Raw genomic sequence first — 18132 nt, 5'->3', positions numbered from 1 at the left:
GTTAACGGTAATCCACCTGAACGACCGCAAGCGTTTTCTTTTCATTCAGGTATTTCATGGTGACAGCGGCCAGCGCTGAGTGAGGATGATGGCCCCGGAGCGCCTCGTCATAACTGATGGTATGCGTTTTCATACGGTTATTTTCCGGGCAGGAAATCGCAAACTGCCGATGCCGGGGCGTGACTTCGCACGGGTCAGCGACCACCGCGCCACGAAAATGAATCACCCCACCATTCTCTATAGTTGCTGAATAAGCCGGAGAAAAAAAAGAGGACAGGATCAGTCCCAGACCAGAAATAATACACGCTGCGGATTTGAACATTATTTGTACTCCTCAATGAAATTCGTCCTTGAGGGGTAAAAACGCTCCGTTATGACGTATCAATTTAAGCAACCCGTTTGCTGGGTTCTTGATATCAGCATAGCTTACCTGTGCAGCGCCGCCACTTTATTAAATCATTGATTTTATGAATGATTAAAGCGTCCTTGCCGGTGCGTTCCACTGCTGTGATAAATGAAGCGATTTTCCATCGGAAACGGTGACGATTATTTTTACCGCATCCCCTGAGCGAATATTTAAACTGATTCGCGTTAAATCAATCGGCTGATTAGCGGGTATAAAAAGAGTATTTTTCTGCCGCGATGTACTTTGTCCCCCCTGCCCCTGTCGGACAGATAACACCTCAACCTGACATTCGCAGGCGTCTGCCAGCGTGACCTGAGGAATAATGGTTGTCACATTTGCCTGCTGTGAGGTGCTGAACGTTATCTGGCTGGCAAGCGCGGCAAGGAGAATGAAGGTGCTCATGAGATCCTCCCGAAAAAAAACAGGGCGCATGCCCTGTTTTTTGGTACAGAAATGAATCAGTACTGGTGTGCGGTCGCGTTGTTGCCGAAGCCAACCTGGTGCACAGTCACCGTTGAGCCGGACGCTGTCTGGTCTACCGCCGCGCCGTTGCCGCCGCCGAACTGTTTCACGTTGATAACAGAGTCTTTGCTATTCCACTGGTCGATGGTGGCGCTGTTACCAAAGCCTTTTTGCAGCAGATCGATAGAACTGTCATCAGAGCCCTGGCCAACATCTGCGCCGTTACCGCCACCATGCTGGGTAATGGTCAATTCAGAATCTCGGGCGTCCGTCTGCAAAGCAAGCGCGGAGTTACCGCCGCCGTACTGGTAAATGCTCAGGGTTGAGTCAGGGCCGTTATTGCCGCCACCCCAGCCACCACCGTGACCGCCGCCAAATTGTGGTACCGCACCTGCGAAAGCACTGCCAGAAACTACGATTGCTGCAATAACTGCCACTTTGAAAAGTTTCATGGTAAACCCCCATCGGATTGATTAAGGCGTCACACATCGCTAGCGTTGAATAACGCGAATAGCCATTTGCGACTGTCTCTGTACTACAACTGCTGTTTTCTGCGTACCATACTGCGTTATATTCGCCCTGTTACCCGAGCCTTTCTGGATAATCATGGCGGTGTTGCCAAAAGCGCCCTGCTTAATACTCGCATCGTTGCCGTTGCCGGTCTGATCGATATAAGCAAGGTTATACGTCCCTGACTGATCAACATTCGCGCGGTTATTCCCGCCCTCCTGGGAAATAACGGACAGCAATTTAGAACCGCCCTGGCGTACATCAGCATTATTTCCTGAACCCTGTTGACCAATAATGGCTGCCTGATTGTATGAAGCTTTACTTAATTCATTTATCGCAAAATTATATTCAGAACTGGCTAAATCTGAATCACCTGCGATTACAAACCCAGGCGCACCCAGTAATGTAAACATCATAAACAACGTTTTGTTTTTCATGCTGTCACCCTGGACCTGGCTATAAAAAAGGTATTCCTTACTCCGTTAACGCGATTCGTTTTGTTAACGCCGCGTTACGGAAAAGAGTATGTCTGCCGAAACATGTTTAATATCTCACCCGTGCGCCTTATTTTTATATTCCCCTTCACCTCAAAGTCGTAAATCTCGCCTGAAACGACGGGATACTCGCCTAAAGCAGAAACCAAAAATGTCTTCCTGCGCTTGTACAACAGCGAGACAGGCTGTCCAACCTGTACCGGCTTCTTCAGACAAAAACGACAATGCCCTTTGTCACGCGCGTGACACGAAGCAAGTTTTCTTAAGAAAAAATTCCGGCTTAGGGAAGTCTTATGTTTTTAGCAGAGTTCATACTTTTTACCGGCTGGCTTACAATAATAAAAAACCAGATAATACAACTCATTATAATATACCGTATGGTTTTTAAAATCTGTGCACGTTTATACACCTGTACAACTTTCCCCTTATCTTAAAATCTATTAACCCCGCAAAATACACAAATAAATATCGAATTTTACATTCTGTTACACGATTAACACTTGCTTTAAAGTTTGCAATAGCTAGATTGAAAACAGCAGTACGTTATTTGTTTTTAATTTTACCGCCTCCTTTGGAGGAAGGTTTTTTAACTACACACAGCAGTGCCACACCTGCAGTACTTCTGGTGCCCTTTTCAATAATACGAGGGCAGCTGCCGGGTGTCATAAATAACGTGGGGTTTCATCATGTTTAATGAAGTCCATAGCTTACCCGGTCATACATTATTGTTGATCACAAAACCTTCCTTACAAGCGACAGCGTTATTGCAGCATTTAAAACAATGCCTGTCACTTAACGGGAAACTTCATAACATTCAACGTTCTTTTGATGATATCGCTCCTGGCAGCATCATTCTTCTCGATATGATGGAAGCGGATAAAAAACTGATCCATTACTGGCAAGATAATTTAAGCAGGAAAAACAATAATATCCGCGTATTGTTATTGAATACGCCTGATGAGTATCCTTTCCGCGAAATTGAGAGCTGGCCGCATATTAACGGCGTGTTTTACGTTACAGAAGAAGAAAACCGTGTCGTGGAGGGTTTGCAGGGCATATTGCGGGGGGAGTGTTATTTCTCGCAAAAACTGGCCAGCTACCTCATTACCCACTCCGGAAATTATCGCTATAACAGTTCGGAATCGGCCCTTCTGACGCACCGTGAGAAAGAGATCCTGAACAAACTGCGTATTGGTGCTTCAAATATTGAAATCGCCCGTTCGTTATTTATCAGCGAAAATACGGTTAAGACGCATCTTTATAATCTTTTCAAAAAGATAGCTGTTAAAAATCGCACGCAGGCGGTGTCGTGGGCAAACGATAACCTCAGGCGTTAATAGCATGAAACGCACCCTAAGTTGGATTGCCGCCGCAGGCATTATGCTTGCTGCCGGAAACCTTCAGGCTGTTGAGGTGGAAGTTCCTGGACTGTTGACCGACCACACTGTCACCTCTGTCGGACACGATTTTTATCGTGCCTTCAGCGATAAGTGGGAAAGCGATTATCCGGGTAATTTAACCATCAACGAACGGCCCAGTGCGCGGTGGGGAAGCTGGATCACAATAACCGCTAATCAGGACGTTATTTACCAGACTTTTTTATTCCCAACGAAAAGAGACTTCGATCAGAACGTCGCTTTCGCACTGGCACAAACAGAAGAAGCTATTAACCGCCTACAGTTAGATAAAGCCCTTTTGAGCACAGGCGATTTAGCAAAAGATGAGTTCTAGCAACGACACCTATTTCGGAGGCTGTAATGCGTCTCGCACACACAGTGATTTCGTTAATGCTCATTGCGCCGTTGAGTTGGGCCGGAAATATGACATTCCAGTTCCGCAACCCTAATTTTGGCGGCAACCCGAATAACGGAGCCTTTATGCTTAACCAGGCGCAGGCTCAAAATTCCTATAAAGACCCCAGCTATGACGATGATTTCGGTATCGAGACCCCGTCAGCTCTGGATAATTTTACTCAGGCCATCCAGTCGCAAATATTAGGTGGCTTATTAACCAACATTAATACCGGAAAACCCGGCCGGATGGTCACTAATGACTTTATCGTCGATATTGCCAATAAAGACGGGCAGCTTCAGTTAAATGTGACAGACCGAAAAACCGGTAAAACGTCGACAATCCAGGTTTCCGGTTTGCAGACCAGTTCAACTGATTTCTAAACAACCCCGAAATAAGGACAATTATTATGCAGCGCTTTTTTATTTTAGTTGCAGTGTGCTTATTAAGCGGTTGTTTAACTGCCCCGCCAAAAGAAGCCACTAAACCCACCCTAATGCCCCGTGCCCAGAGCTATCGGGATCTGACGCATCTGCCGGGTCCTACCGGGAAGATATTCGTCTCGGTCTATAACATTCAGGATGAGACGGGCCAGTTCAAACCGTATCCGGCCAGTAACTTCTCCACGGCCGTACCGCAGAGCGCCACCGCGATGCTGGTTACCGCCCTGAAAGATTCGCGCTGGTTTATCCCGCTGGAACGCCAGGGGCTGCAAAACCTGCTTAACGAACGAAAAATCATTCGTGCTGCACAGGAGAATGGTACCGTTGGCGTCAATAACCGCATGCCGCTACAGTCTCTCACCGCAGCCAATATCATGGTGGAAGGCTCGATTATCGGCTACGAAAGTAACGTGAAATCGGGCGGCGCGGGTGCCCGTTACTTTGGTATCGGGGCCGACACGCAGTATCAGCTGGATCAGATTGCCGTCAACCTGCGCGTGGTTAACGTGAGCACGGGTGAAATTTTATCCTCCGTGACCACCAGCAAAACGATTCTCTCATATGAAGTGCAGGCGGGGGTATTCCGCTTTATCGACTACCAGCGTTTGCTGGAGGCTGAAATTGGCTATACCTCTAACGAGCCGGTCATGCTGTGTCTGATGTCGGCCATCGAAACCGGGGTGATTTTCCTGATTAATGACGGCATCGATCGCGGCTTGTGGGATCTTCAGAATAAAAGTGACGTGAGTAATGCGGTGCTGGTGAAATACCGTGAGATGTCGGTTCCGCCGGAGTCATGATTGGCGGCGTATAAAAAGGCGAGATTTTCGTCTCGCCTTTTTTTTATTTACTTACCACAGGAACGTTCTGGCTCTTCTCGCGTCGGGCTGCAAGCCAGAGACCGCTGTTCTTCATAGCGTAGCCAAACAGTAATCCCAGCATGAGCGAAGGGACCACCAGCTTCCAGTCCCCCTGGCCTGCAAAGGTCGCGCAGGCACCCATGAACGTGCCGGGCACAAAGGACAACAGCAGATGTTTTGCCTGAACGCACATCAGGAAAGCCACAATACCGGTCATGACGTACCCCAGGATTTCCACATGCGGCGCCAGCGCGCTGCCCTTCATAATGATCAGCGCCCAGACCACGCCACTCAGTAACGTGCTGCCTGAAATAAAGAGCCCTTTAAAACCACCCTGCGGACAGGCGAAATAGGCCGTGCAGCCAAGAAAACCGGCCCAGCTCAACAAACCGAGAGATACCGCCACCCAACCCCAGAGGCCGGAGAGGATGCCAGTCGTGATTGCAATACAAAGTAATATGTTCATGGTGCGCATCTTAGCAGATGCGCACCCTAGAAATGAGATCAGAAGCACGTTACGTGCAAGCTGAAATGTATCGTTGCAGGATTTTTGTGATTAAAATCACTCTTCACTCTCTTCTTCCAGCTCATCCCACATGGCAGCGATAGCGTCACGCGTCAGCGGAGCCAGCGTTCTCCAGAACGGAGAGGTGGCGTGGGCTTCAACTTTACCCAGGAAGGTTCCGACCCACGGCAGCAGATACGTTTCGAACAGGGTTTCAATCGCCTCATTCTCATCATCACCTGCTTTATCTTCAATCCATGAGGCCGCCAGCAACAGGGTACCGATATGATCGGCAGGCATATCCGTCAGCGGCATGCCGCGTTCTGAAAGAAACGCCCGAACTTCCGCTTCGGTCGCACCTTCCTGCCAGGCAGAACGATACGGCGACACGCGACACTCTTCCCCCACGAACAGCGCGTTGTAATCCGTTGAAATCTGCTGCATATCGCAACTTTTTTGCAAGCGTTCCAGTAACTCATCCTGTTCCAGCGGCCAGCTCTGCGCCAGTTTACCTTCACGAATCAGGGTAAACAGCGGAACCAGCAGCGGATCCTGCGGCTGGCGGTAATATAAGGTGCCCAGCACGCGGCAAAGGATGGAAAACTCATTCATGTTTTTATTCCGTTATTAATTAAAGATCGGCAAATTCATCAATCGGCGCCATACCGCGCGACTCAAGGAAGTCGAGCATACGACGCGGCGTGACATTCAGGATCTGTTCTTCCGGGAAATTCACGTCCCGCAATATTTTCAGGCACTCACTAAAATCACCCAGCGTGAAGGCCGTGTGTGAATCAGAGCCCAGCGCCACCATTCCGCCCGCGTCACGCACGGCCGCCGCAACGTCGCGGCAGTTGGCCTCACTGCCCTTACGCGAATGCACGAACGAGGAGTTGTTGATCTCCAGCGCCACGCGGTGCTTCGCTGCGGCCTGTGCCACGGCCTGAATATCGATCGGGTATTTCGGGTTTCCCGGGTGGCTGATAATGTGCACATTGCCGCTGGCAATGGTGGCAATCATCGCCGCAGTGTTGGTCTCTTTATCCTGGGGCGCAAAGACCGGCTCGTGGAAGCCGGCGAGGATCAGATCTAACGAGGTCAGCATCGGGCCGGTGCAGTCAATTTCACCGTCGGTATTTTTGATGTTCGCTTCGATGCCTCGCAGTATCCCGATACCGTCAACCAGACGTGGCCAGATACGCATATTCACAAAATGCCAGTAGTGCGGCGCATCCGCCATATCCGGACCGTGATCGGTTATCGCAAACAGCTTGATGCCTTTCAGCTTCGCCTGAGCGATATAATCATGGAGGTTACTGTAAGCGTGAGTACTGGCGACGGTGTGCATATGCAGGTCAACGGGATACATCTTTCTCTCCTCTGCGGTTTTTCCAAAGGATAGCAGTTATCAGCGGCGAATATTAGCAAAAACCCGGCGAACGCCGGGTTTCTCTCAGTAGCCTCGCTGTCTGTCGACCTGTCCGGTCACCGCGTTGCCCTTCTCTATTTCGCTGATGGTATGCGAGATATACGCCACGGCCTCCGCCGGTCGCGTCACGGCCGCAATATGGGGCGTCATCGCCACGCGTGGATGTGCCCAAAGCGGGCTGTCTGTCGGCAGCGGTTCGCGGCTATACACATCCAGCATTGCGCCTTTCAGTTTACCGCTATCCAGCGCTTTCAGCAGATCGTCTTCCACAACGTGTACCCCGCGCGCCAGGTTCATTAAGTAGCTATCTTCTGCCAACTGGTTGAGGAGCGTGCCATTGATAATGCCGACCGTTTCCGCCGTATTCGGCAGCAGGTTAATGAGAACGCGTGTCCCTTTCAGGAACGCCGGGAGTTCGTCCAATCCGGCAAAGCTCTCGACGCCCGGATAATCCTTACGGCTCCGGCTCCAGCAGCGCAGTGGGAAGCCCCACGGGGCGAGCGCTTCGGCGACTTTCGAACCCAGCACACCCGCCCCGAGGATGCCGATGGTGAAATCTTCACGCTGATAATCCGGGAGCGGTTCCCAGTGGGATTGCTGTTTAAACGCCTGATAATCGTCGAAGCGGCGGAACCAGTGCAGCACCTGGCTTACGGCGTATTCCTGCATCTGCTCACCCATACCGGTATCTTCCAGACGAAACAGGGGAATATCTTCCGGCAGCATTTCAGGGTGTGCCTTAAGCTTACTGAGAATGGAATCCACCCCCGCACCAAGAGCAAACACCGCCTTCAAACGGCGTCCCTGAAGCATTTCGACCGGGGGATGCCAGACCAGCGCGTAGTCGGCATGTTCATTATCGCCCTGTTTCCATTCGCGAACGCGTGCGCCAGGCAGTGCCGCCGTGAGCGCCTTAATCCAGTAAGCCGTATCAAAAGTGGGGTGAAAGAAGATAATATCCATAGTCATTGCCTTTTAGTGCGCTGTTTTATTTCATTTTCAACTGGCTTGCCAGCATAACAAATTTATCGCTAAACCGCGTTGCTGATAAAAGAGGCGCTTTTCGCACATTTCGAAATCAGGTTGCCTGAAGTTTGTCTAAACACGCTAAATTACTGAAAAAGTGGGTTGACGGCAGTACGGCTTTTCCTTACATTAGCGCCCGTCCCGACAACAACGGGATGACAATATGGTGAGGTGTCCGAGTGGCTGAAGGAGCACGCCTGGAAAGTGTGTATACGGCAACGTATCGGGGGTTCGAATCCCCCCCTCACCGCCATATTTTAAGAAAAGCTCGCATGAAAATGCGGGCTTTTTTTTCGCATGTTGCACGACTGCGGGGGGATGAGAACCCCCGACCGGGGTTCGACAACTGGCGCAGCCAGTTGGACAGACTGTGAGCGTAGCGAACAGGCTGCCCGCAGGGCGAGCGAAGCGAGTCAATCCCCCCCTCACCCTAACCCTCTCCCCGGAGGGGAGAGGGGATAGTTAGGTGCTCGCATTCAGTTGTCCCCTGGAAACGTTACTCCTCCACCATCCGGGCATATTCTTCGGTTAGAAAATCCACCAGCGTCCTGACCGATGGCAGCAGGCCGCGCCGGGAAGGATACACCGCATGGATCACTTCCCTTCTGGGTTCCCAGGCATTCAGCACCCGAACAAGCTCACCTGAAGCCAGCTGATCCTTCACCATCAAAATGGGCAACTGTACCACGCCCACGCCCGCCATCGCTGCCTCCCGCAGCGCCAGCATATCGGTAGTCACCAGGCGCGGCGTGAAGTGAATGTCTGCTTTCGCCCCCTCCGGCCCGCTCAGCTCCCACTTATGCAGGTGTTTACCAGCGCCCATACTTAAACCCGGCCATTCGCTGAGCTCAGAAGGCATCGCCGGGTTGCCCATCCGTTCAATCAGTGTCGGCCCGGCAACCAGACAGTGACCCCTGTCCGCCAGCACCCTTAATACCAAATCGCTGTCATCAAACGGGCGCGGACGAACGCGGATCGCCACATCCACCCCCTCCCCCACCAGATCGACCCGGCGGTTGGTGGCTTCAAGCTGGAGGTTAATTCCCGGATAGCGCGCCATAAACCTCGCCAGCATGGGCCCCACGTGAACGTGCAGTAGGGTTACGGGGCAAGTGATCCTGACCATACCGCGCGGCTCAGCCTGTAAAGCAGCCACCGCCTCCTCCGCAGCTTCAGCCTCCACCAGCATGGCTTTACAGTGCTGATAGAACGTCTGCCCCACTTCAGTCACCGCAAACTGCCGCGTGGTACGTTGTATCAACCGAACACCCAGGCGTTCTTCCAGCTGCGCAATCCGACGGCTCAGTTTCGACTTTGGCTGATCGAGCGCCCGCCCCGCCGCCGCAAAGCCGCCATGCTCCACCACCTTCACAAACCATACGAAATCATTGAGATCCTGCATACGCCCTATTGTTCTATTTAAGGAACAGTGAATGTCATTTTTGCTATCTACCGGGATATTAACCCTGAATATAAGCTAATTACATCAACAGGACATCAGGAGTTAATCATGAAAAACGTAACAGGCGTGTATACCGCACCTCGTCCGCACTGGGTCGGTGATGGTTTTCCGGTTCGTTCGATGTTTTCTTACCAGACGCACGGCGAACCGCTGAGCCCGTTCCTGCTGCTTGACTACGCCGGACCACATACCTTCCCGGCGGATGGCGCAAAACGCGGCGTGGGCGAGCATCCTCATCGCGGTTTTGAAACGGTGACCATCGTCTACTCAGGCGAAGTTGAGCACCGTGATTCCACCGGCAGAGGCGGCGTTATTGGTCCAGGCGATGTGCAGTGGATGACGGCAGGCGCAGGCATTTTGCACGAGGAGTTCCACTCCAGCGCGTTCTCGCAGAAAGGCGGTGAACTGAAAATGATGCAGCTGTGGGTCAACCTGCCCGCCAAAGACAAAATGGCGACGCCTGGCTACCAGAGCATCACTCAGGCGGATATCCCGGTGGTCACCCTGCCGGATAACAGCGGAACAATGCGCGTGATTGCTGGCCGCTTTGGAGAGGTAACCGGCCCGGCGCATACCTTCTCACCGCTTAACGTATGGGATCTCGCGCTGCACCAGGGCAGCCACCTGACGCTCAATCAGCCCGAAGGCTGGAGCACGGCGCTGGTTGTTGTTGAGGGCAGCGTGACAGTGAACGGCACCACGCCTGCGGGTGAGGCGCAGCTGGTCGTGCTGAGTCAGAGCGGCGACAAGCTGCATCTCGAAGCCAGCAGCGATGCCAAAGTGTTGCTGATGGCCGGGGAGCCACTGAATGAACCCATCGTGGGCTATGGCCCGTTTGTGATGAACAGTAAAACCGAAATCGCCGAAGCTATTCGCGATTTCAACTCCGGCCGCTTTGGCCAAATCTAAACGTAATAAAGGAGCGCATTATGTCTACCCCTGCAAACTTCAACGGTGCACGTCCCGTTATTGACGTCAATGATGCCGTTATGCTGCTTATCGATCACCAGAGCGGATTGTTCCAGACTGTTGGAGACATGCCAATGCCTGAGCTGCGCGCTCGTGCAGCAGCGCTGGCAAAGATCGCCTCGCTGGCGAAGATCCCGGTGATCACCACGGCATCGGTTCCACAGGGACCGAACGGCCCGCTTATCCCGGAGATCCACGCCAATGCGCCGCACGCACAGTATGTGGCACGCAAGGGTGAAATCAACGCCTGGGATAATCCGGAGTTCGTGGCGGCGGTGAAAGCCACCGGACGCAAAACGCTGATTATCGCGGGGACGATTACCAGCGTTTGCATGGCCTTCCCGTCCATCAGCGCGGTGGCGGACGGATATAAAGTGTTTGCGGTGATTGATGCCTCCGGCACCTACAGCAAAATGGCGCAAGAGATCACCCTGGCGCGCGTGGTGCAGGCAGGCGTGGTACCGATGGACACAGCGGCAGTGGCCTCAGAGATCCAGCGCACGTGGAACCGTGAAGATGCGGGAGAATGGGCAGAGGTGTACACACACATCTTCCCTGCCTACCAGCTGCTGATCGAAAGTTACAGCAAAGCGCAGGACGTCGTGAAAAACAGCGAAGTGCTCGATTCGCAGCGTTGATCCTGCGCGGTGCGCCATAAGCTGATTAAGGCTTAACCGAACAGGCACGAATGCAGAAAATCTGCTTGACCGCTTTCGCGCAACTCCCTATAGTAGCGCCCCGTTGCCCCCCAAGCGGTCAGGCAGCAAAACAATATGGTGAGGTGTCCGAGTGGCTGAAGGAGCACGCCTGGAAAGTGTGTATACGGCAACGTATCGGGGGTTCGAATCCCCCCCTCACCGCCATATTTAAGATGAGAGCTCGTACGAAAGTACGGGCTTTTTTCTTTTATATTCTCCGAAAAGGGGGGGATGAGAACCCCCGACTGGGGTTCGACAACTGGCGGCAGCCAGTTGGACAGACTGAGAGCATAGCGAACAGGCTGCCCGCAGGGCGAGCGAAGCGAGTCAATCCCCCCCTCACCGCCATATTTGAAGAAGAGCTCGCATGAAAATGCGGGCTTTTTTTTCGCATGTTGCACGTCTGCGGGGGGATGAGAACCCCCGACCGGGGTTCGACAACTGGCGCAGCCAGTTGGACAGACTGAGAGCGAAGCGAGTCAATCCCCGCCGGTGCGGGTGATACCGCCTCACCCATAAAAAAAGCCCGCGCATAAGCACGGGCCCGTTTTAAACTATTCCTTAGTTATTCAACTTCCCCGCCGGCTGCTTTCCTTCAGGAGAAGAAACCTGCCCCGGCAATCCCCCCTCTTCATCTCTGCGCTCCCCCAGCCAGTAATCCGCATTTTTAATCCCAAGCCGAACCGGATCAAACTGTGGATCAATTCCCTGCGCATTCTGGGTTTCATAATCCTTCAGGCTGGCAAAGGCTTTTTTATGCAAGAGGACAATGGCAATAATGTTGAGCCAGGCCATCAGCCCTACCCCGATATCCCCTAATCCCCATGCCAGATCCGCGGTGCGGATTGTGCCATATACCGTGGAAGCCATCAGACATAATTTAAGCAGGAATGTCAGCCACGGACGGTGAATTTTACGGTTGATGTAGGCGATATTGGTTTCAGCGATATAGTAATAGGCAATGATGGTGGTGAAGGCAAAGAAGAATAGCGCGATGGCGACAAAGTAATTACCAAAGCCCGGCATCATACTTTCCATCGCTGTCTGCACATAGCCAGGACCCGCCGCCACGCCTGCAATACCGGTATAAAGGGCTGCGCCGTCGACGCCCTGAACATTATAAAGCCCGGTGATCAACAGCATAAACCCGGTCGCGGAGCAGACAAACAGCGTGTCGATATATACGGAGAACGCCTGAACCAGCCCTTGTTTCACCGGATGACTTACGGCTGCTGCCGAGGAGGCATGTGGCCCGGTGCCCTGCGCCGCCTCGTTGGAATAGACACCGCGTTTAACGCCCCACATGATAGCCTGGCCCAGAATAGCGCCAAATCCCGCTTCAAGGCCAAAAGCACTTTTCCAGATCAGCAGGATAACAGCAGGCAGTTTTTCAATATTGATCGCGATAATAACGCAGGCAACAATAATATAGCCGAGCGCCATAAACGGAACGACCATACTGCTAAAGCTGGCGATCCTTTTTACACCACCGAAAATAATGAAGCTTAACAGTACAGCCAGTATTGCCGCCGTAACGTTTGGGTTAAGACCGAAGGCAATATCCAGGCTGGCGGCAATTGAGTTTGCCTGTACGCCCGGAAGTAATAAACCGCAGGAGAAAATGGTCACAATAGCAAATAACCATGCGTACCACTTCACCCCCAACCCTTTTTCAATATAAAAGGCAGGTCCCCCACGATATTCGCCGTTAATTTTTTCTTTATAAACCTGACCTAACGTGGATTCAACAAAAGCAGAGCTGGCGCCTAAAAATGCCACTACCCACATCCAGAAAAGCGCACCGGGGCCACCAAAGGTAATGGCGGTCGCCACACCGGCGATATTCCCTGTCCCTACGCGGCCCGCCAGCGTCATCGTCAACGCCTGAAACGATGATACGCCGGCATCGGTAGCCCCGCCCTGAAACATCAGGGTAATCATATGTTTTATATGACGTAATTGCAGAAAACGACTACGCAGTGAGAAATAGAGACCGACACCCAGACATAAAAATATTAACGCAGGGCTCCAGATAACACCGTTAATTGCACTAACCAGTTCGTTCATGTATGACCCTCAGCGTGATGTTCCAGAGGAAACGATCCCCTGGTGTGTTTCTTCTTAGAATTTAATTTGAACAAGTACGAAACATAGATAATTACCCAAAAGACACCAACTTAATTTTTACTGCTTAGTCATGTTCTGTGACAACATTCACGTTTAATTTTCACCTAACAATTAGCGCGATCATTATATTCACAGGTATTTTGTGGGTATTGTAAATACATATCACATTTTTTCTAACTGTATAAAAAGCGTTCGCAGCAAATTAACAGTAATATTATTATTACCGCAAAACGGTGCGTAAATGCCGTTGAATGCTATAGGAAATAAATATGATTTAAAAAAAGCCATGCGAACAGAGGGAATAAAAGAAGCTTCCCGGCATGACGCCGGGAAGAAATGACTTAAAATGTGAAATGATCTTAGTCGGAGTACACTTCCAGCGTTCGTTGACACAGCGCTGAGCGGACGCAGTCCTCTTTTGTGAAGCGGACCACCCCTATCATCTCATCTTCCTCAAAACGTGACATAGCATCGCTCAGGCCAGACTTCACGCCCGACGGCAGGTCACACTGGGTAATATCGCCGTTGACGATAACCGTCACGTTCTCCCCGAGGCGCGTTAAAAACATCTTCATTTGCGCAGCGGTCACGTTCTGAGCCTCGTCAAGAATAACGACCGCATTTTCAAATGTACGTCCGCGCATATAGGCGAACGGCGCGATTTCCACCTTGCCAATCTCTGGTCGCAGGCAGTACTGCATAAAGGAAGCGCCCAACCGCTTCACCAGCACGTCATAGACGGGCCTGAAGTACGGGGCAAACTTCTCAGAAATATCGCCAGGCAGGAAGCCCAGATCTTCATCCGCTTGCAGTACCGGACGGGTAACGATGATCCTTTCCACGTCCTTATGAATCAGCGCCTCCGCCGCTTTGGCGGCACTGATCCAGGTTTTCCCGCATCCGGCTTCCCCGGTTGCAAAGATGAGCTGTTTACTCTCGATAGCATTCAGGTAGTGCGCCTGAGCTTCATTCCGCGCCACTATTGGCGATGCATCGCGGCTGTCCCGCGCCATGCCAATGGATTCTACGCCGCTCATCTGCACAAGCGAGGTGACCGATTCTTCTTCACGCTGTTTATGGCTACGTGAATCCCGTCTCAGCACACGTTTTGCTTCGCGACGAGCTTTGATCACTGCTTTCTGTCTTCCCATGGATAGCACCTTGAGTTGTTGGTATTCATCACACGCGCCAGCATCGGCACGATTATGCGCACGAACATCAGAGGGTTGGCTTCCTTGTAAGCCATTGCTTGCATTACCGGATGACGATACAGAACGGCTACGCGCACCGTTATGCACGTCGGTAGAAATCGTATTTAGAGGTGGAGGGGAGAATTTTGTGGTGAGGAAATCGCTGCCGGAGTCTGAGCCTCCGCGCCGGGTGCTGCGGTTGATGTGTTTACCTTGTCCAGTACAGGACGCAACCATTCGCGATCTCCATAGTGAGTCAATATCACTGCCGGGAACTACCGCTGTCTTATCTTAAGTACATCAGGAATTATCATAAATGCAACATTTATTTTACCTAGATGCAACCTTTAAGACTGCTCCTGCAGCGGAATCAGTCTCATATATGAATATTACAGAAATATAACAACAAGATAGTCATATGGAAAAATAATGTCCCCGCGAACTGTCGCAGGGACGATTATCAGGCTTCTATCAGACCCTGAGCGAGCCAGGTCTTCGCGTCACGCGCGCCGGGCAGGGCAAAGAAATAGCCGCCGCCGATGGGCTTGATGTACTCCTCCAGCGCTTCGCCGTTGAGCCGCTTCTGCACGGTGAGGAACCCTTTCTCCAGATCGTGCTGATAGCAGACAAACAGCAGTCCCATATCAAGCTGACCGGAATTGGTCACCCCCAACGAGTAGCTGTAGCCCCTGCGCATCATCAGGCTGGACTGGGTCTCTTTGGTGCGAGGATTAGCGAGACGAATATGGCTGTCCAGCGCGATAACATCTCCGTTCGGATCGCGGGCGTAGTCGGGTTCATTGTGCTCGTGCTTCATGCCGAGCGGTGCGCCGGTTTGCTTATCGCGGCCGAAGATCGTCTGCTGCTCTTTCAGCGGCGTGCGGTCCCAGAACTCCACGTGGAACTGAATGATACGCACCGCCTGATAGCTGCCACCCACCGCCCAGGCCGGTTCGCCCTGATCCGCCGTCACCCAGACCACGTTTTTCATCAACACGGTATTGCTGCTGTCCGGGTTGGCGGTACCGTCTTTGAAGCCCAGCAGGTTGACCGGCGTCTCTTTCCCTTTACTGCGCGCGGCGTGGTCTGAGATAAAACCTTCCCGCTTCCAGCGCACGCTGAGCAGATCCGGGGTGTGCTTGATGATATCGCGCAGGGCGTGGATCACCGTATCCTGGGTATTGGCGCAGATCTGCAACAGCAGATCGCCGTGGCACAACGCCGCGTCGAGAGAGTCATTCGGGAATCGCGTCATTTTTTGCAGCGCTTTCGGCTTCTGCTTCGCCAGACCGTAGCGATCATCAAACAGCGATTCCCCCACCGACACGGTGATGGTCAGATTATCGGGAGCGATAAACGCCCCGAGGATCCCGGAATCCATCGGCGGCAGGCGCGGATTCGGTGTTTCCGGTGCCGGACCGCCCGCCGTAAGGAAGGCAATGCGCGTGGTCAACAGCCTGAACAGACGCTCAAGGTCAGCCTTATCACTCGCCAGCGAATCGAAAGCCACCAGCATCATCGAGGCCTGCTGCGGCGTCAGGATTCCTGCCTGGTGCTCACCATAAAATGGCTGCGTTTCCATACGCGCATCCGGGGAGAGCGTGCCGGGGGCACTTTGCGGTTTTGCCGCATGCGCCACCGGACAGCCGCCCGCCAGGGCAAACACGCCGCCCAGCGCCCCTACCCCTTTTAACAACCGACGTCGGGAAGGTTCCGCCACGTCGTACTCATCATGCTTGTTCATCGCTTAGTCCAGACCCAGAACGCCACGCAGCAGGGAGAGATCTTCCGCCAGCGTCGTAATCGGGCCTTTCAGCGCGTTACGGTCAGCATCGGTCAGCTTGTCGTAGGTTTCGAACCCGTCTTTGGTACGGTATTTCGCCAGGATGGCGTCAACTTTCTTAAAGTTGGCATCCACTTTCGCCAGCAGTTCGCCGTTCTCTTTTTGCAGCTGGGGCCGCAGCAGATCGACAATTTTCTGTGCGCCGTCGACGTTTGCCTGGAAGTCCCACAGGTCGGTGTGGCTGTAGCGATCTTCTTCGCCGCTGATTTTGCTCGCGGCCACTTCTTCAATCAGACCCGCAGCACCCCCCACCACTTTCGACGGCGGGAAGGCCAGCTCGCTGATGCGTTTTTGCAGTTCCAGCACGTCGCTGTTGAGCTGATCGGCGTATTTCTCCATCCCTTTGGTGGAGCTATCGCCAAACAGGGCTTTTTCCAGGCGGTGGAAGCCGGTGAATTTCGGATCGGCGGCCTTCTGCTCGTAGTCATCTTCGCGGGCGTCAATGCTGCCATCGAGGTCAGAGAACAGCTCGGCAATCGGCTCGATGCGCTCGTAGTGCTGACGTGTAGGCGCATACAGAGATTTCGCTTTTTCGATATCGCCCGCTTTCACCGCGTCGGTAAAGGCTTTGGTGCCTGCCACCAGGTCAGCCGTCTCTTTGGTGACGTAGGCTTTATAGGCGGTAATGGCGTCGCCGAGGCTCAGCAGCGCGGTGCCTTTGGCCGCGTCCGCCGTCGCTGCGCCTTTGACGATCAGCTTACCTTTCGGGTTAGTCAGCAGGCCGCAGGTCATGTCATATTCCCCCGGCTGAAGATTTGCGGTCATTTTCTGGCTGAAGCCAGGCGCGATATTTTCACGCTCTTCCACCACCATCACGCCTTTCAGGATCTCCCACTCCAGCGCCTTCTGGCTGTGGTTCTGAATAATAAACTGGGTTTTACCGCTGTTAACCGTGATGGTCATCGGCTCGCACTGTTTATCGTTGACGGTGACTTTTACCTGCGGAATATCTGCTGCCTGAGCGGCGAAGGCAGACGCGAACAGCGCTGCCACACCAACCTGTAACGCGCTACGACGGAATTGAATAGCCATGTCTCTTCCCTTTAAAGTATGTTGTAACTAAACAAAGCGCTTCACGGCGCAGTACGCGACGGCTGAGCGCTGGGGCGCGATGGCATGAAGAACAGCACCAGCGCCGGAATAAGATAGATAAAGTACATCGCCACCTCGCTGACGCTCGGCGTTTCCTGGTAGCCGAAGATCCCTTCGAGCAGGGTACCGGTCAGTGAATGGGTCGACAGGACGTTGCTGAGATCGAACGCCACGTCCTGGAAGTGGTTCCACAGGCCCGCTTCGTGGAAGGCGCGGATCGCCCCTGCCGCCAGCCCCGCGGCCACCAGCAAAATAAACAGGCTGGTCCACTTGAAGAACGCGCCCAAGTTAAGACGAATGCCGCCCCAGTAGAGCAGGAAGCCAAGCACAACCGCCGTGGCCAGCCCAAGCATCGCGCCCAGCGGCGGCCAGATGCCCACGTCCTGCTGAAAAGCCGCGAGCAGGAAGAACACTGACTCCAGGCCTTCACGCGCCACGGCGAAAAAAACCATCATGATCAGCGCCCAGCCGTGTTGGTTGCCTTTTTGCAGGGCGTTATCCACCGCCTGCTCCAGCTGTACCTTCACGTTACGGGAGACCTTGCGCATCCAGAACACCATCCAGGTGAGGATCACCACCGCTATTACGGCAACAATGCCTTCAAAAAGCTCTTGCTCTTTCTGAGGAAATTCACCGGTGGTTTCGTTGATAAGAATACCCAGCCCCAGGCAGAGCGCCGCGGCCAGGAAGACGCCAACCCACATCACGCCGATCCAGCGTCCACGCTGGGTGCGCTTCAGATAACTGGCGATAAGGCTAACAATCAGGGCCGCTTCAAGGCCTTCACGTAACATAATGAGAAAAGGAACAAACATGCAGACACCT

The 18132-nt window shown here is 52.9% G+C and carries 20 protein-coding genes, 2 tRNA genes and 2 other RNA genes; 10 read left to right on the top strand and 14 right to left on the bottom strand.

From position 1 onward, the window contains the following. Position 1: 1 nt before the first annotated feature. The 4 genes from ACQG11_RS18385 to csgB form a co-directional block, all read right to left on the bottom strand. A complete protein-coding gene (locus tag ACQG11_RS18385) occupies positions 2-322 on the bottom strand; it encodes a type 1 fimbrial protein (RefSeq protein WP_045307928.1) in 321 nt (106 codons plus the stop codon). A 153-nt stretch (positions 323-475) separates the two neighbouring features. Further along, on the bottom strand, positions 476-808 hold the full coding sequence (gene csgC, locus ACQG11_RS18380; protein WP_045307927.1) for a curli assembly chaperone CsgC: 333 nt from the start codon (positions 806-808) through the stop codon (positions 476-478). Between the two features lie 56 nt (positions 809-864). Continuing rightward, entirely contained in the window at positions 865-1320 is a 456-nt protein-coding gene (csgA, locus tag ACQG11_RS18375; RefSeq protein WP_003858043.1) for a curli major subunit CsgA, read from the bottom strand. A 39-nt stretch (positions 1321-1359) separates the two neighbouring features. After that, positions 1360-1815: a curli minor subunit CsgB gene (gene csgB, locus ACQG11_RS18370; protein WP_023299774.1), complete on the bottom strand. Its 456-nt coding sequence runs from the start codon at positions 1813-1815 to the stop codon at positions 1360-1362. A gap of 743 nt (positions 1816-2558) precedes the next feature. Between csgB and csgD the strand changes: the two genes are divergently transcribed. From csgD to csgG, 4 genes are read left to right on the top strand one after another with little or no spacing between them, the layout of a single operon-like run. Then, the gene (gene csgD / locus ACQG11_RS18365; protein WP_006809293.1) at positions 2559-3209 is read left to right on the top strand and encodes a biofilm master transcriptional regulator CsgD; all 651 of its coding nucleotides are present in this window, start codon (positions 2559-2561) and stop codon (positions 3207-3209) included. Positions 3210-3213: 4 nt separating this feature from the next. Beyond that, positions 3214-3603, top strand: coding sequence for a curli production assembly/transport protein CsgE (csgE, locus tag ACQG11_RS18360; protein ID WP_003858052.1), 390 nt, complete (start codon positions 3214-3216; stop codon positions 3601-3603). Positions 3604-3629: 26 nt separating this feature from the next. After that, a complete protein-coding gene (csgF, locus tag ACQG11_RS18355) occupies positions 3630-4046 on the top strand; it encodes a curli production assembly/transport protein CsgF (protein WP_003858054.1) in 417 nt (138 codons plus the stop codon). 26 nt (positions 4047-4072) lie between these two features. Next, positions 4073-4906, top strand: coding sequence for a curli production assembly/transport protein CsgG (gene csgG / locus ACQG11_RS18350; RefSeq protein WP_199159999.1), 834 nt, complete (start codon positions 4073-4075; stop codon positions 4904-4906). A 43-nt stretch (positions 4907-4949) separates the two neighbouring features. On the opposite strand, the gene ACQG11_RS18345 is transcribed toward csgG, so the two are convergent. The 4 genes from ACQG11_RS18345 to ghrA all read right to left on the bottom strand — a co-directional run bounded on the left by ACQG11_RS18345 (position 4950) and on the right by ghrA (position 7863). Continuing rightward, positions 4950-5432: a DUF1097 domain-containing protein gene (locus ACQG11_RS18345; protein ID WP_072202167.1), complete on the bottom strand. Its 483-nt coding sequence runs from the start codon at positions 5430-5432 to the stop codon at positions 4950-4952. A gap of 96 nt (positions 5433-5528) precedes the next feature. Then, positions 5529-6083 (bottom strand): TorD/DmsD family molecular chaperone, encoded by a 555-nt coding sequence (locus tag ACQG11_RS18340; RefSeq protein WP_022647698.1) that lies wholly within the window; start codon positions 6081-6083, stop codon positions 5529-5531. Between the two features lie 19 nt (positions 6084-6102). Further along, on the bottom strand, positions 6103-6840 hold the full coding sequence (locus ACQG11_RS18335) for a phosphatase (RefSeq protein WP_022647697.1): 738 nt from the start codon (positions 6838-6840) through the stop codon (positions 6103-6105). Positions 6841-6924: 84 nt separating this feature from the next. Then, positions 6925-7863 carry a glyoxylate/hydroxypyruvate reductase GhrA gene (gene ghrA / locus ACQG11_RS18330; protein WP_426728654.1) on the bottom strand — a complete coding sequence of 313 codons (939 nt, stop codon included), beginning with the start codon at positions 7861-7863 and terminating at the stop codon, positions 6925-6927. Between the two features lie 228 nt (positions 7864-8091). Here ghrA and ACQG11_RS18325 point away from each other — a divergent pair. Next, a tRNA-Ser gene (locus ACQG11_RS18325) sits at positions 8092-8179 on the top strand. 44 nt (positions 8180-8223) lie between these two features. Further along, positions 8224-8360, top strand: a non-coding RNA gene (locus tag ACQG11_RS18320) — RtT sRNA. A gap of 62 nt (positions 8361-8422) precedes the next feature. Here ACQG11_RS18320 and ACQG11_RS18315 read toward each other — a convergent pair. Next, the gene (locus ACQG11_RS18315; protein WP_023299771.1) at positions 8423-9328 is read right to left on the bottom strand and encodes a LysR family transcriptional regulator; all 906 of its coding nucleotides are present in this window, start codon (positions 9326-9328) and stop codon (positions 8423-8425) included. A gap of 108 nt (positions 9329-9436) precedes the next feature. Here ACQG11_RS18315 and ACQG11_RS18310 point away from each other — a divergent pair, with 108 nt between their 5' ends. The 4 genes from ACQG11_RS18310 (at position 9437) to ACQG11_RS18295 (ending at position 11403) form a co-directional block, all read left to right on the top strand. Further along, the gene (locus ACQG11_RS18310) at positions 9437-10297 is read left to right on the top strand and encodes a pirin family protein (RefSeq protein WP_022647694.1); all 861 of its coding nucleotides are present in this window, start codon (positions 9437-9439) and stop codon (positions 10295-10297) included. Between the two features lie 20 nt (positions 10298-10317). Further along, on the top strand, positions 10318-10995 hold the full coding sequence (locus ACQG11_RS18305; protein WP_003858068.1) for an isochorismatase family protein: 678 nt from the start codon (positions 10318-10320) through the stop codon (positions 10993-10995). 137 nt (positions 10996-11132) lie between these two features. After that, positions 11133-11220, top strand: a tRNA-Ser gene (locus tag ACQG11_RS18300). 45 nt (positions 11221-11265) lie between these two features. Then, positions 11266-11403: non-coding RNA, RtT sRNA (locus tag ACQG11_RS18295), on the top strand. Between the two features lie 213 nt (positions 11404-11616). Here the strand turns inward: ACQG11_RS18295 and ACQG11_RS18290 are convergent. The 5 genes from ACQG11_RS18290 to efeU form a co-directional block, all read right to left on the bottom strand. Continuing rightward, positions 11617-13122, bottom strand: a complete 1506-nt coding sequence (locus ACQG11_RS18290; protein ID WP_022647693.1) for an alanine/glycine:cation symporter family protein — start codon at positions 13120-13122, stop codon at positions 11617-11619. A 419-nt stretch (positions 13123-13541) separates the two neighbouring features. Further along, on the bottom strand, positions 13542-14333 hold the full coding sequence (gene phoH, locus ACQG11_RS18285) for a phosphate starvation-inducible protein PhoH (protein WP_017384762.1): 792 nt from the start codon (positions 14331-14333) through the stop codon (positions 13542-13544). A gap of 499 nt (positions 14334-14832) precedes the next feature. Continuing rightward, a complete protein-coding gene (gene efeB, locus ACQG11_RS18280; RefSeq protein ID WP_426728653.1) occupies positions 14833-16116 on the bottom strand; it encodes an iron uptake transporter deferrochelatase/peroxidase subunit in 1284 nt (427 codons plus the stop codon). A 3-nt stretch (positions 16117-16119) separates the two neighbouring features. Further along, positions 16120-17247, bottom strand: a complete 1128-nt coding sequence (gene efeO, locus ACQG11_RS18275; protein ID WP_022647690.1) for an iron uptake system protein EfeO — start codon at positions 17245-17247, stop codon at positions 16120-16122. A 41-nt stretch (positions 17248-17288) separates the two neighbouring features. Next, a complete protein-coding gene (gene efeU, locus ACQG11_RS18270; RefSeq protein ID WP_032624499.1) occupies positions 17289-18122 on the bottom strand; it encodes an iron uptake transporter permease EfeU in 834 nt (277 codons plus the stop codon). Positions 18123-18132: the final 10 nt, after the last annotated feature.

Origin of the sequence: Enterobacter cloacae complex sp. 372C4 (genome assembly GCF_050030615.1) — a bacterium.
Lineage (GTDB): Bacteria > Pseudomonadota > Gammaproteobacteria > Enterobacterales > Enterobacteriaceae > Enterobacter > Enterobacter intestinihominis.
This window is presented reverse-complemented; position numbering and strand designations above follow the sequence as displayed.